General features: G+C 69.5%; 11 protein-coding genes. 7 read left to right on the forward strand and 4 right to left on the reverse strand.

The genetic code is table 11. The features are described from left to right. The first annotated feature begins 336 nt into the window (after positions 1–336). Complete coding sequence (locus ACZ5WC_RS08650) at positions 337–1,182, forward strand: HAD family hydrolase (RefSeq protein WP_096622925.1); 846 nt, start codon at positions 337–339, stop codon at positions 1,180–1,182. 429 nt (positions 1,183–1,611) lie between these two features. Here ACZ5WC_RS08650 and ACZ5WC_RS08655 read toward each other — a convergent pair whose 3' ends face one another. Further along, complete coding sequence (locus ACZ5WC_RS08655) at positions 1,612–2,436, reverse strand: Fic family protein (RefSeq protein ID WP_468540124.1); 825 nt, start codon at positions 2,434–2,436, stop codon at positions 1,612–1,614. A gap of 102 nt (positions 2,437–2,538) precedes the next feature. On the opposite strand from ACZ5WC_RS08655, the gene ACZ5WC_RS08660 reads away from it, so the two are divergent. After that, entirely contained in the window at positions 2,539–3,540 is a 1,002-nt protein-coding gene (locus ACZ5WC_RS08660) for an ATP-binding protein (protein WP_468540125.1), read from the forward strand. Positions 3,541–3,695: 155 nt separating this feature from the next. On the opposite strand, the gene ACZ5WC_RS08665 is transcribed toward ACZ5WC_RS08660, so the two are convergent. Beyond that, on the reverse strand, positions 3,696–5,006 hold the full coding sequence (locus tag ACZ5WC_RS08665; protein ID WP_468540126.1) for a polysaccharide deacetylase family protein: 1,311 nt from the start codon (positions 5,004–5,006) through the stop codon (positions 3,696–3,698). Between the two features lie 410 nt (positions 5,007–5,416). Between ACZ5WC_RS08665 and acs the strand changes: the two genes are divergently transcribed. The 5 genes from acs to ACZ5WC_RS08690 all read left to right on the forward strand — a co-directional run bounded on the left by acs (position 5,417) and on the right by ACZ5WC_RS08690 (position 10,945). Further along, entirely contained in the window at positions 5,417–7,414 is a 1,998-nt protein-coding gene (acs, locus tag ACZ5WC_RS08670; RefSeq protein WP_468540127.1) for an acetate--CoA ligase, read from the forward strand. Between the two features lie 221 nt (positions 7,415–7,635). After that, positions 7,636–9,048, forward strand: a complete 1,413-nt coding sequence (gene nhaA / locus ACZ5WC_RS08675; protein ID WP_468540128.1) for a Na+/H+ antiporter NhaA — start codon at positions 7,636–7,638, stop codon at positions 9,046–9,048. A 40-nt stretch (positions 9,049–9,088) separates the two neighbouring features. Then, entirely contained in the window at positions 9,089–9,622 is a 534-nt protein-coding gene (locus tag ACZ5WC_RS08680; protein WP_468540129.1) for a phage holin family protein, read from the forward strand. Further along, on the forward strand, positions 9,619–10,626 hold the full coding sequence (locus ACZ5WC_RS08685) for an alpha/beta fold hydrolase (RefSeq protein WP_468540130.1): 1,008 nt from the start codon (positions 9,619–9,621) through the stop codon (positions 10,624–10,626). The genes ACZ5WC_RS08680 and ACZ5WC_RS08685 overlap by 4 nt, the downstream gene beginning before the upstream one ends. A gap of 115 nt (positions 10,627–10,741) precedes the next feature. Next, entirely contained in the window at positions 10,742–10,945 is a 204-nt protein-coding gene (locus ACZ5WC_RS08690) for a hypothetical protein (protein ID WP_096622907.1), read from the forward strand. A 40-nt stretch (positions 10,946–10,985) separates the two neighbouring features. Here the strand turns inward: ACZ5WC_RS08690 and ACZ5WC_RS08695 are convergent, their stop codons facing one another. Next, positions 10,986–12,191 carry a MarP family serine protease gene (locus tag ACZ5WC_RS08695; protein ID WP_468540131.1) on the reverse strand — a complete coding sequence of 402 codons (1,206 nt, stop codon included), beginning with the start codon at positions 12,189–12,191 and terminating at the stop codon, positions 10,986–10,988. 90 nt (positions 12,192–12,281) lie between these two features. Continuing rightward, the gene (locus ACZ5WC_RS08700) at positions 12,282–13,082 is read right to left on the reverse strand and encodes an NUDIX hydrolase (RefSeq protein WP_468540132.1); all 801 of its coding nucleotides are present in this window, start codon (positions 13,080–13,082) and stop codon (positions 12,282–12,284) included. Positions 13,083–13,105 lie beyond the last annotated feature (23 nt).

Below are 13,105 nucleotides of genomic sequence, written 5' to 3' on the forward strand. Positions count from 1 at the left end.
CCTTGTGAATATCTCCGTCACCCATACCAGCGACTTCCGGAGAGCAGCCCATCCGTTACACACTGTGACGGGACGAGGCGCGCATCGGCGTCTCGCACGATCAGGCCGATGACGGCCGGATGGGAGGCTGAAGTGGATCCCGCCCGTGAAATGCGTCCGGACATGCGACGACCCCCGCCGGGGGGGAGAGCGGGGGTCGTCCCCACGGCCGACTCGGGGGGGGAGGAGTCGGACCGGGTTAGCACGGTCGCGAACGATCCGTGACTTCCATGGTGTACCCGAGGGCCTTCTCAGGCAAACCCACGCGCCGGATTTTACGCCGAATGGTGGGCCCCTATGCTCAGCGTTGTGGAAAACCGCTTCTCGCCGCGCACAGCAGCCTTCTTTGACCTGGACAAGACGGTCATTGCGAAGTCTTCGACGCTGACCTTCAGCAAGTCCTTCTACCAAGGCGGACTGATCAACCGCCGCGCCGTACTGCGCACCGCGTACGCACAGTTCGTGTTCCTTGCCGGGGGCGCCGATCACGACCAGATGGAGCGGATGCGTGAATACCTCTCCGCCCTCTGCAAGGGATGGAACGTCCAGCAGGTCAAGGAGATCGTCGCCGAGACCCTGCACGACCTGATCGACCCGATCATCTACGACGAGGCTGCCACCCTCATCGAAGAACACCACATGGCAGGACGCGACGTGGTCATCGTATCGACCTCGGGCGCGGAAGTGGTCGAGCCGATCGGGGAACTGCTCGGCGCCGACCGCGTCGTCGCCACACGCATGGTCGTCGGCGACGACGGCTGCTTCACGGGGGAGGTCGAGTACTACGCTTACGGGCCGACCAAGGCCGAGGCCGTGAGGACCCTCGCCGCCTCCGAGGGGTACGACCTCTCGCGCTGCTACGCCTACAGCGACTCGGCGACCGACGTACCGATGCTGGAATCGGTCGGGCACCCGCACGCGGTCAACCCGGACCGCGCGCTGCGCCGCGAAGCGACCCTTCGCGAGTGGCCGATTCTCGTCTTCAACCGCCCTGTCCGGCTCAAGAAACGCCTGCCCGCGTTCTCACTGCCACCCCGCCCTGCCCTGGTGGCAGCGGCCGCGGTCGGTGCGGCCACGGTCACGGCGGGGCTGGTCTGGTACGCCAACCGCCGCCGCACCGCCGGAGCGGCCCTGCCCGGGTGAACCCCGAGCGAGACCCCTCCGGCGAGACCCTTCCGGGGGCCGGACCCTCGCCAGAGAAAGGCCCGCCCGATTCGCCCTTGATTGAACCTAAAAGTAAAGAAGTGGGGCCAGGGGTTTCCCTTCCCCTGGCACTGGAGTAGAAAGGACTCAACGGCCCGCGAGACCAAGGACATCCGCGAGGATGACCTGTGACGCAAGACGGCCCCACGGACCGAGCACGAAAGTCGAGCACCCACGCGACGTCGACCCGTCGATTACGGGCCAGCCGCACCAGGTGACGGGCAAAGCACCCGACCTGATGGGCATATATCGAGGACGCTTGGTAACTGGGCGGACGTGCCAGCGGCGGTACCGCACCTCGGTACCGCCGCAACCCTTGCCCGGGGCGCCGTCACCCGCCCGGGCCCCTGCCGCCCGACCGGACGCCGCCTACGCCGCGCCGCGCTGCAAGGCCTCGCACACCGCCGTCGACTCGCGTACACCCAGCTCGACCGCCCGCCCGCAGTGCGCGATCCAGGCGGCCATCCCCTCCGGGGTCCCGGCCGTGTAGCCCTCGAATGCCGCGACGTAGGCCGCCCGACCCTGTTCCGCATGCCCCACCTCGGCCGGGCAGATCGACTTCGGGTCCAGCCCGCTACCGATCAGGACAATGCGCTCGGCGGTGCGAGCGACCAGGCCATTGTGGGAGCCGAAGGGGCGCAGCGCGAGCAGCTCACCGTGCACCACGGCGGCCGTGACCAGGGCGGGAGCCGTACCGCCCGCGATGATCAGCTGAGAGAGCCCTTCCAGCCGTCCGGCAACCTCGTCGGCATCGGGAAGCGGCGCCTCGATCAGCGGTTCGTCGACGGATTCACCCGCCAGCCTGGGCCGGCCCACCGCATCGTCGGGGGTCGCCCCGCCGGCCGCCACCAGATGCAGCCGGGCCAGTACCCGCAGCGGCGACTGCCGCCAGATGGAAAGGAGTTGCCCCGCTTCCGCGGTGAGCCGCAGGGCGGCACCGACCGTGCGCGCCTCGCCGTCACCACGGAAGTCGGTACGCCGCCGCACCTCCTCAAGATTCCAGTCGGCACCGGCCAGCGCGGCCGATCCACGGGAACCCCGCAGCGCGGCTTCGGCCGTGACCTCGTTGCTGCGGCGCCGCATGACTCGGTGACCGTAGACGCGGTCGACGGCCTTGCGTACGGAGTCCACGGCATCGGGCACTCCGGGCAGAGCGCCGAGCGCGGCGAGCGGGTCTGAGGCAGTCGTACTCATAAGTAGCGAGGCTACGCGCCCACCCCACCCGGACCACCCTCAAGTGGCCTTCTTCACGAACTTCGGCAACACAAAGAAATCATGCCGCTACCCTAGGTGAACATGAAGATCGCTTTCGTCGGGAAGGGCGGCAGCGGAAAGACCACGCTGTCCTCGCTCTTCATCCGCCATCTCGCCGCCAATGAAGCCCACGTCATCGCCGTGGACGCCGACATCAACCAGCACCTGGGGGCCGCACTCGGCCTGGACGAGGCGGAGGCAGCCGCACTGCCCGCCATGGGTGCGCACCTGCCGCTCATCAAGGACTACCTGCGTGGCACCAACCCGCGCATCGCCTCCGCCGCGACGATGATCAAGACGACTCCCCCCGGCGAGGGTTCACAGCTGCTGCGGGTCCGCGAGGACAACCCGATCTTCGATGCCTGTGCGCGCACGGTCCGGCTCGACGACGGCGACATCCGGCTGATGGCGACCGGCCCCTTCACGGAATCCGATCTCGGAGTCGCCTGCTACCACTCCAAAGTCGGGGCCGTGGAACTCTGCCTCAATCACCTGGTCGACGGCCCGGACGAGTACGTCGTGGTCGACATGACCGCGGGCTCGGACTCGTTCGCCTCGGGGATGTTCACCCGCTTCGACATGACGTTCCTGGTCGCGGAGCCGACCCGCAAGGGGGTGTCGGTGTACCGCCAGTACAAGGAGTACGCCCGGGACTTCGGTGTCGCGTTGAAGGTCGTCGGCAACAAGGTGCAGGGCCCGGACGACCTGGACTTCCTGCGCTCGGAGGTCGGCGACGACCTGCTGGTGGGGGTCGGCCACTCCGACTGGGTACGGGCGATGGAGAAGGGCCGGCCGTCCCGGTTCGAGCTGCTGGAGGCCGACAACCGGATGGCCTTGCAAACCCTCCAGGACGCCGCCGAGGATTCGTACGAGCTCCGCGACTGGGAGCGCTACACGCGGCAGATGGTGCACTTCCACCTGAAGAACGCCGAGAGTTGGGGCAACGAGAAGACCGGAGCCGACCTGGCCGCCCAGGTCGACCCCGCCTTCGTGCTCGACGAGCGGCGCGTCGGGGCGGGCGTCGCCGTCGCCGCACCCGCCTGACCCGTCACACCGCCCGAGTACGCCGCAGCGGCCCCCGCAGCGCCTGGGCCGCCTGCCCGGCCCCGCCGCCCTCCGGGGCGGGCAGGGGGCGGGTGGGCCGGGCGGGGGGGCCAGGTGAGCCGGGCGGCGGGCGGGGGCCAGGGCGGGCTGGGTCTCTACTCCCTGCGCTCTCCCTTGCCCGCCGTCTTGCTCGCGGGCGATGCGGCAGCGGGCTGGGCTCCCAGGTAGGACAACCAGCCCCCCTGCGGCGCCTGACCGACGCCGAGCGTCGTGAGCTTGGCCAGCACGTTCGGGTCCTGCGCATCCAGCCAGTCGGCGAGCTGCCGGAAGGACACGCAGCGCACGCCCTCCTTGGTGCACACCCTCGCGATGGTCTCCTCGATGGCGCGCATGTAGGTGCCGCCGTTCCAGGACTCGAAGTGGTTGCCGATGATCAGCGGTGCCCGGTTGCCGTTGTACGAGCGGTCGAAGGCCTGGAGGAGACCGTCCCTCATCTGGTTTCCCCAGAACTCGTGCTTCGACGGGTCGCCCTGCGTGGCCGTACCGGACTGGTTGACCATGAAGTTGTAGTCCATCGAGAGGGTCTCGAAGGCGCGGCCGGGCATCGGGACGAGCTGGAGCGGGATGTCCCAGACGCCGTTCTTCTTCTTGGGCCAGACCTGGTTGCCGACGCCGCTGGAGTCGTAGCGGAAGCCCATGTCCCGGGCCGCGGCGACCATGTTCTTCTGCCCTTCGAGGCAGGGAGTCCGGGCGCCGATCAGTTCCTTGTCGTAGTCGAAGGGGAGCGGGGCCTCGTCCTTCAGCTCCGGAGCGTTGCTCTTCCAGCTCTTGACGAAAGCTTTCGCCTGCTCGATCTCGCTCCTCCACTCCTCGACGGACCAGGTCCCGACGCCGCCGTCCGCACCGCAGAAGTGTCCGTTGAAGTGGGTGCCGATCTCGTTGCCGTCCTTCCAGGCGGCACGGACCTCGGCGAGGGTGTTGCGGATGCCCTCGGTGTCGTTGAAGCCGATGTCGGAACGGCCCGGCGCGTGCTGGGGCGGGTTGTAGAGGTCCCGCTTCTCCTCCGGCAGCAGATACACACCGCTGAGGAAGTACGTCATGGTGGCGTTGTACTTCTTGGCCACGCCGCGGAAGTGGGAGAAGAGCTTCTGGCTGTCCTCCCCGGCCCCGTCCCAGGAGAACACCACGAACTGCGGAGGCTTCTGACCGGGCGCCAGGCGTTCGGCGGTCGGGATCTTCGGCTGAACCCCGGTGAAGGCGGTGGATCCGTCCCCGATGAGCTTGACCGCGTTCTTCGGGGGAGCCTCGGGTGCGTTCTCCTTGGCACCGTGCGCCCCCTTCTCCGCGCCGGCTCCCGCTCCCCCGGCCGCGGGCCCTCCGGACCCGGCGCCGGAACAGCCCGCGAGTACGGCGGCCACAGCCGTGGCCATGACGCCCAAGGCGATCCTCTTCGTGGCGGCCATCATCCGCCCACCCTCTTCCTTGCAGGTTCGTTTGCGTCGAAGTGCCGACACGGCGAGGTCAAACTCGCACACGGTTCCGGACAGCAAGGGCGACAGGCCGAATGAAAAGCTGCTTATTCGCTGGGACGGATGACGTGCTGGCCCGATTGCGTGGGCGGGCGCGCGGGTGGGCCGAACCGCGCCGGCGTCTGAACCGGAGGGACCCCGGGGCCGTGAGACCTGGTGACCCCGGTCCACGCCGCACGGCAGGAGCACCGCACGGCAGGCCAGGGCGACTTTGCGCCACACCTCGCGGATACGCGTCGTAAAGCCGTCCTGACCAGCGGAGCGGGATCATGCTTCCATACACGAAGACACAGGTCTAAACCAATTCCCGGCAGACACTTGTCACCCGGCCTCGCGCCTGATGAGCTATGCGCCGGGACACAACGGACACCCTGGGACTGGGAGAAGTCGTGAGCAACGAGAGCCTGGCCAACCTGCTTCGGGAAGAGCGGAAGTTCGCTCCGCCTGCCGAGCTGGCCGCCAACGCCAACGTCACCGCAGCGGCGTACGAGCAGGCCGAGGCGGACCGGCTGGGCTTCTGGGCCGAGCAGGCCCGCCGCCTGACGTGGGCCACCGAGCCGGCCGAGACCCTCGACTGGAGCAACCCGCCCTTCGCCAAGTGGTTCGCGGACGGCAAGCTGAACGTCGCGTACAACTGCGTGGACCGCCACGTCGAGGCGGGCAACGGCGACCGGGTCGCCATCCACTTCGAGGGCGAGCCGGGCGACGGCCGCGCCATCACCTACGCCGAGCTGAAGGACGAGGTCTCCCGGGCCGCCAACGCGCTCACCGAGCTGGGCGTCGGCAAGGGCGACCGGGTCGCCGTCTACCTGCCGATGATCCCCGAGGCCGCCGTCGCGATGCTGGCCTGCGCCCGCATCGGCGCCACGCACTCGGTGGTCTTCGGCGGCTTCTCCGCCGACGCCATCGCCGCCCGCATCCAGGACGCGGACGCCAAGGTCGTCATCACGGCCGACGGCGGCTACCGCCGCGGCAAGCCCTCCGCGCTCAAGCCCGCGGTCGACGACGCCGTGTCCCGTATCGACAGCGTCGAACACGTCCTCGTGGTCCGCCGCACCGGTCAGGACACCGCCTGGACCGAGGGCCGCGACGTCTGGTGGCACGAGATCACCGCCCGGCAGTCCGCCGAGCACACCCCGGAGGCCTTCGAGGCGGAGCAGCCGCTGTTCATCCTCTACACCTCGGGCACCACCGGGAAGCCGAAGGGCATCCTGCACACCTCCGGCGGCTACCTCACGCAGGCCGCGTACACCCACCACGCGGTCTTCGACCTCAAGCCGGAGTCCGACGTCTACTGGTGCACCGCCGACGTCGGCTGGGTGACCGGCCACTCGTACATCGTCTACGGGCCGCTGGCCAACGGCGCGACCCAGGTCATGTACGAGGGCACGCCCGACACCCCGCACCAGGGCCGCTTCTGGGAGATCGTGCAGAAGTACGGCGTCACGATCCTCTACACGGCGCCGACCGCGATCCGTACGTTCATGAAGTGGGGGGACGACATCCCCGCGAAGTTCGACCTGAGCAGTCTCCGGGTCCTCGGTTCGGTCGGTGAGCCGATCAACCCGGAAGCGTGGATGTGGTACCGGAAGAACATCGGCGCCGACAAGTGCCCCATCGTGGACACCTGGTGGCAGACCGAGACCGGCGCGATGATGATCGCGCCGCTGCCGGGCGTGACGGAGACCAAGCCGGGCAGCGCCCAGCGCGCGCTGCCGGGCATCGCCGCCACCGTCGTGGACGACGAGGCGAACGAGGTTCCGGACGGCGGGGGCGGCTATCTCGTGCTCACCGAGCCGTGGCCGTCGATGCTCCGCACCATCTGGGGCGACGACCAGCGGTTCATCGACACCTACTGGTCGCGTTTCGCGGGCAAGTACTTCGCGGGCGACGGTGCGAAGAAGGACGAGGACGGCGACATCTGGCTGCTCGGCCGGGTCGATGACGTCATGCTCGTGTCGGGCCACAACATCTCGACCACCGAGGTCGAGTCGGCCCTCGTCTCGCACCCCTCGGTCGCCGAGGCCGCCGTGGTCGGTGCGGCCGACGAGACGACCGGCCAGGCCATCGTCGCGTTCGTGATCCTGCGCGGGAGTGCGACCGCCTCCGACCAACTGGTCGCCGACCTGCGCAACCACGTCGGGACGACCCTCGGCCCGATCGCCAAGCCCAAGCGGGTGCTGCCGGTCGCCGAGCTGCCGAAGACCCGGTCCGGCAAGATCATGCGCCGTCTGCTGCGCGATGTCGCCGAGAACCGCGAGCTGGGCGACGTCACCACGCTCACCGACTCCTCGGTGATGGACCTGATCACGACCCAGCTGCCGTCCTCGTCCTCCGAGGACTGAGAGAACCCTCCTCCTTACGGCTCCGATGGGCATCCGGCGACGCGCCGGGTGCCCATCGGCGTCTGCGGGGACGATCAACGGGTATGGGTTGAAGCACCCCAGGTAGAGTGGGCGCTTGCAGTCATAACGTCATACAGATATCCACAGGGGCGCCGGGAAGTCTGGTCGGCACGTGTCACCAGCCATGCCGTTTTCGCTGTACTGATCCGGAGGACTCCTTCGTGGCCGCGCCAACCCCTACCCCCACCCCTTCCCCGCCCCGCCGCACCCTTCTCGGCCGACTGCCGCTCCCGGAGCGGAGCTACGTGGCCGAGGCACTGCGTACCGAGACCGTCGGCGGTGTCCTGCTGCTGCTCGCCGCGGTCGCGGCACTCATCTGGGCCAACACCTTCGGCAGCTCGTACGACTCTGTGAGCAAGTTCCACTTCGGCCCGGGCTTCCTCGGACTGGACCTCTCCGTCGCGCACTGGGCGGCTGACGGGCTGCTCGCCGTGTTCTTCTTCGTCGCAGGCGTCGAACTGAAGCGCGAGCTGGTCGCAGGTGAGCTCCGCGACCCCAAGGCCGCCGCCCTGCCGGTGGTGGCGGCGCTCTGCGGCATGGCCGTGCCCGCCCTGGTCTACACACTTACCGTGGTCGTCGGCGGTGGCTCCCTGGCCGGGTGGGCCGTGCCGACCGCCACGGACATCGCCTTCGCGCTCGCCGTCCTCGCGGTGATCGGCGCCTCGCTGCCTTCCGCGCTGCGGGCCTTCCTGCTCACCCTGGCCGTCGTCGACGACCTCTTCGCGATCCTGATCATCGCTGTCTTCTTCACGTCGGACCTGAACTTCCTGGCTCTCGGCGGAGCCGTCCTCGGCCTGGCCGCCTTCTATCTGCTCCTCCGCTTCGAGGTCCGAGGCTGGTATGTGTACGTTCCCCTCGCCCTGACCATCTGGGGCCTGATGTACAACAGCGGCGTCCACGCCACCATCGCCGGTGTCGCCATGGGCCTGATGCTGCGCTGCAGCCGCCGCGAGGGCGAGGACCACTCCCCGGGCGAGCACATCGAGCACCTGGTCCGCCCGGTGTCGGCCGGGATCGCCGTACCGCTGTTCGCCCTCTTCGCGGCCGGGGTCTCCCTGAGCGGCGAGGCCTTGGCCGGCGTCTTCACCCGGCCCGAGACGCTCGGCGTCGTCCTCGGACTCGTCCTCGGCAAGACCTTCGGCATCTTCGGCGGTACGTATCTCGCCGCCCGCTTCACCAAGGCGGAGCTGAACAAGGATCTGGCCTGGGCTGACGTCCTCGCCCTCGCCTCGCTGGCCGGAATCGGCTTCACCGTCTCCCTCCTCATCGGCGAGCTCGCGTTCTCCGACGACCCGGAGATGACCAACGAGATCAAGGCCGCTGTCCTCATCGGTTCGCTGCTCGCGGCCCTGCTCGCCACTGTGCTGCTCAGGCTGCGGGTCCGCCGGTACCGCGCCCTCTATGAGGCGGAGGAGCTGGACGAGGACGGATCCGGGATCCCCGACATCTATGAACAGGGCGATCCGGGGTACCACCTGCGGATGGCCGCGATCCACGAGGAGAAGGCGGCTGAACACCGCCGTCGCGCCGAACAGGCGGGGGCAGCGGGCAATGAGCCGGAGAGTCCGGCATGATCTGACATCGGATGTGTCGGAGACGGAGAGGGAGTCAGGGATGAGCGACCCCGGCAGCTACGTGAGCAGCGCGGACCGCAGCATCGGGCAGCTGGTCGCCTCGGCGACGGCTGAGATGTCCGCGCTGGTGCACGACGAGATCGCCCTGGCCAAGGCGGAGGTGCGCCAGGACGTCAGACGCGGGGCGATCGGCAGCCTGGCGTTCATCATCGCGGGCGTGCTGGCGCTCTTCTCGATCCCGGTGCTGAGCTTCGCCGCGGCGTACGGGATCCACAACCTGGGCGTCGGGCTCGCCCTGTCGTTCCTGATCGTGGGCGGGGCGTTCATCCTGCTGGGCGTTTTGCTGGCGTTCCTGGGCATCAGGAAGTTCAAGAAGGTCAAGCCGCCGCAGAAGTCCATCGCCTCCGCCAAGCAGACCGCCGCCGTCCTCCAGAGTGCCAAGCCGCACCCGCGGGCGTCGGTAGAGGCCGCCGCGATCATCGAACGCTCCTCCGGCAGCAGCCTGGCGAAGCAGGCCGCCGAGAGCCGGTCCGGTCGGGATGAGGCCGACGCTGTGGGACGCTCGTCCACATGACGGTTCCCGATTCCAGCGCAAGCGGTCCGACGGAGAGCGGGGCAGCGGCCCCGCCCGACCGGGCCGGTTCGGCGGGCCTGCCCGCCACCGGGGGCCCCGTACGCATCGACGGCCCCTGGACCCACCGTGACGTGGCGGCCAACGGGGCGCGGTTCCACATCGCCGAGGCGGGCGACGGACCGCTGGTGCTCCTGCTGCACGGCTTCCCGCAGTTCTGGTGGACCTGGCGCCACCAGCTGACCGCGCTCGCCGACGCGGGCTTCCGGGCCGTGGCGATGGACCTGCGCGGGGTGGGCGGCAGCGACCGGACGCCGCGTGGTTACGATCCCGCCAACCTGGCCCTCGACGTCACCGGGGTGATCCGCTCCCTCGGCGAGCCCGACGCGGCCCTGGTCGGCCACGACCTGGGCGGCTACCTCGCCTGGACGGCCGCTGTGATGCGGCCCAAGCTGGTCCGCCGGCTCGCCGTCTCCTCCATGCCCCACCCGCGCCGCTGGCGCTCCTCGATGCTGTCCGACTTCGCGCAGACCCGGGCGGGCTCCTACATCTGGGGCTTCCAGCAGCCGTGGCTGCCGGAGCGCAGGCTCGTCGCCGACGACGCAGCCCTGGTGGGCCGCCTCATCCAGGAGTGGGCGGGCCCCCGGAGCCCGGAGTTCCCCGACGAGAAGACCCTGGACGTCTACCGGCGGGCCATGAGCATCCCCTCCACCGCCCACTGCTCCATCGAGCCGTACCGCTGGATGGTGCGGTCGATGGCGCGACCGGACGGGGTCCAGTTCAACCGGCGGATGAAGCGGCCGGTCCGGGTGCCCACGCTGCACCTGCACGGTTCGCTCGATCCGGCGGTCCGCACCCGCAGTTCGGCGGGGTCCGGGGAGCATGTCGAGGCGCCCTACCGGTGGCGACTTTTCGACGGTGTCGGGCACTTCCCCCACGAGGAGGACCCGATCGGCTTCTCCACCGAACTCATCAACTGGCTCAAGGATCCTGAGCCCGACCGGTAGCCCGCCGCCCGGCCCGGGCACAGGTGTCCGACGAACAGCCAATTGCCTGCCGCATAGGCCAATTGGCTGACTCGCCGACGATTACCGACCTTGGACCACGGGCAGACGTCGAGGTATGGGCTGGACGCACGACTTCACTGCCGAAGCACGCAACCGCCGCTCCGCCGCGACACCCGGTGTGGGCACTCATGAGGGGGGCGGCCCCAGCGGCCGGGTGCACGATGTGCATGACCTTCGCCATCGCCGGCTCGGTATTCCGCGCATCCTCCGCCGCCGGGCCCGCTGGGTCTCGGCCCGGCTGCGCCACCCCCGTAACTGACACCCACGCGGATGTGCCGGACGCCCTCTGGAGGGCGCGGCTAAAGGGCGCAGCCCTCGCTGTCGACCTGCTGGTTGGCCGTACGTCCGATCTCGATGTCCTCGCGGATCTCGTCGGCCGTCAGCGCGTAGCCGGTGTCCGGGTCGTCGAGCGACTTCGCGAACACCACTCCGTACACCTTTCCGTCCGGAGTGAGCAGCGGTCCGCCCGAGTTGCCCTGACGCACCGTCGCGAAGAGCGAGTAGACGTCGCGGCGGACGGTGCCCCGGTGGTAGATGTCCGGGCCGTCGGCCTTGATGCGGGCGCGCACGCGGGCGGAGCGCACGTCGTACGCACCGTTCTCCGGGAAGCCCGCGACGATCGCGCTGTCGCCGGTCTTCGCGTCCCCCTTCGTGCCGGTGAACTCCAGGGGCCTGGCCCGGAGGCCGGGGACGTCCAGGACCGCGATGTCGCGCTGCCAGTCGTAGAGGACGACCTTCGCGTCGTACAGCCGTCCTTCACCGCCGATCTGGACGGTGGGTTCGTCGACGCCGCCGACGACATGGGCGTTGGTCATGACCCGGCGCTCGGCGAAGACGAAGCCGGTCCCTTCGAGGACCTTGCCGCAGCTCGGGGCCGTACCCACGACCTTGACGATCGACTTCTTGGCGCGCGCGGCGACCGGGCTGCCCACCAGCGCCGGATCGGGGGCCTTGACCTCGGTGATCGGCTCGTTGGCGAACGGGCTGAAGACCTGCGGGAAGCCGTTCTGGGCCAGGGTGGAGGAGAAGTCCTTGAACCAGTTGGGCGCCTGTTGGGGCATCACCCGGTCGACCCCGAGCAGGACCGAGGAGCTGCGGACCTCCTTGCTGACGGTCGGCACAGCGGTGTTGGCGAGCAGCAGGCCGATCAGCCAGGCCACCATCAGCATGGCCACCACATTGACCAGGGCACCGCCCGTCGCGTCCAGGGCGCGCACGGGCGACCAGGTGATGTAGCGGCGGAGCCTGTTGCCCAGGTGAGTGGTGAAGGCCTGGCCGACGGAGGCGCAGACGATCACGATGACGACCGCGACGATGGCGGTAGTGGTGGAGACCTCGGACCCCTCGGTCACCCTGTCCCAGATGATCGGCAGCAGATAGACGGCGATGAGACCGCCGCCGAGGAAGCCGATCACCGACAGGATGCCGACGACGAAACCCTGGCGATAGCCGATGACCGCGAACCACACGGCGGCGAGCAGCAGCAGGATGTCGAGCACGTTCACCGTCTATAGCCTCGCAGTTTCGTCACCTGGCCCGTCGGTGGTGACGGGGTCCGGGCCGGGCCCGGTACAGCGCAGCAGAGAGTCAGCGTGTCATGCGCGCCAGTCGAGCGGCACCTGTCTGGACCTGTCCCACGGGCGTTCCCAGCCCGCGTAGTGCAGAATCCGGTCGATCACTCCGGCCGTGAAACCCCAGACCAGAGCCGATTCGACCAGGAATGCCGGACCCTTGTGCCCACTGGGGTGCACGGCCGTGGCCCGGTTGGCGGGGTCCGTGAGATCCGCCACGGGAACCGTGAAGACCCGGGCCGTCTCGGCCGGGTCGACCACCCCGACCGGGCTGGGCACGCGCCACCAGCCGAGCACGGGCGTCACGACGAAGCTGCTGACCGGGATGTACAACCGGGGCAGCACACCGAAGAGCTGTACGCCCCGGGGGTCGAGCCCGGTCTCCTCCTCGGCCTCACGCAACGCCGCCCGCAGCGGTCCTGTGGTGGCCTGGTCGCCGTCCTCGGGGTCGAGCGCACCGCCGGGGAAGGAGGGCTGCCCGGCGTGCGAGCGCAGGGTCCCCGAGCGCTCCATGAGCAGCAGCTCGGGCCCGCGCTCCCCGTCCCCGAACAGGACCAGGACAGCGGACTGCCGGCCCGCCCCGCTCTCGGGCGGCAGGAAGCGGCTCAGCTGCTGCGGCCGGACGCTGCGCGCGGCACTCGCGACCGGGTCGAGCCAGGCGGGCAGCCCGTCGGTGGTCACGGCGAGGGCCTCGTCGGGGACTCCGCCGCCGGTCCGCGTCGCGCCTTGTGCCTCCGTGTCCGTGTCCGTATCCGTGTCTGTATCCGTGTCCGTGTCCCTGTCCCTGTCCGTATCCGCGTCCGCGTGCGTCTGCGTCTGCGTCATAGGCACCCCCGTCGTCTCACAAC

The sequence above is a fragment of the Streptomyces sp. NPDC033165 genome, assembly GCF_055577965.1.

Coding starts and splice junctions, on each gene's coding strand:
- ACZ5WC_RS08650 (WP_096622925.1), top strand. CDS start 337: ATGCTCAGCGTTGTGGAAAACCGCTTCTCGCCGCGCACAGCAGCCTTC.
- acs (WP_468540127.1), top strand. CDS start 5,417: ATGCGCCGGGACACAACGGACACCCTGGGACTGGGAGAAGTCGTGAGC.
- ACZ5WC_RS08690 (WP_096622907.1), top strand. CDS start 10,742: ATGGGCTGGACGCACGACTTCACTGCCGAAGCACGCAACCGCCGCTCC.
- ACZ5WC_RS08680 (WP_468540129.1), top strand. CDS start 9,089: ATGAGCGACCCCGGCAGCTACGTGAGCAGCGCGGACCGCAGCATCGGG.
- ACZ5WC_RS08665 (WP_468540126.1), bottom strand. CDS start 5,006: ATGATGGCCGCCACGAAGAGGATCGCCTTGGGCGTCATGGCCACGGCT.
- ACZ5WC_RS08660 (WP_468540125.1), top strand. CDS start 2,539: ATGAAGATCGCTTTCGTCGGGAAGGGCGGCAGCGGAAAGACCACGCTG.
- ACZ5WC_RS08685 (WP_468540130.1), top strand. CDS start 9,619: ATGACGGTTCCCGATTCCAGCGCAAGCGGTCCGACGGAGAGCGGGGCA.
- ACZ5WC_RS08655 (WP_468540124.1), bottom strand. CDS start 2,436: ATGAGTACGACTGCCTCAGACCCGCTCGCCGCGCTCGGCGCTCTGCCC.
- ACZ5WC_RS08700 (WP_468540132.1), bottom strand. CDS start 13,082: ATGACGCAGACGCAGACGCACGCGGACGCGGATACGGACAGGGACAGG.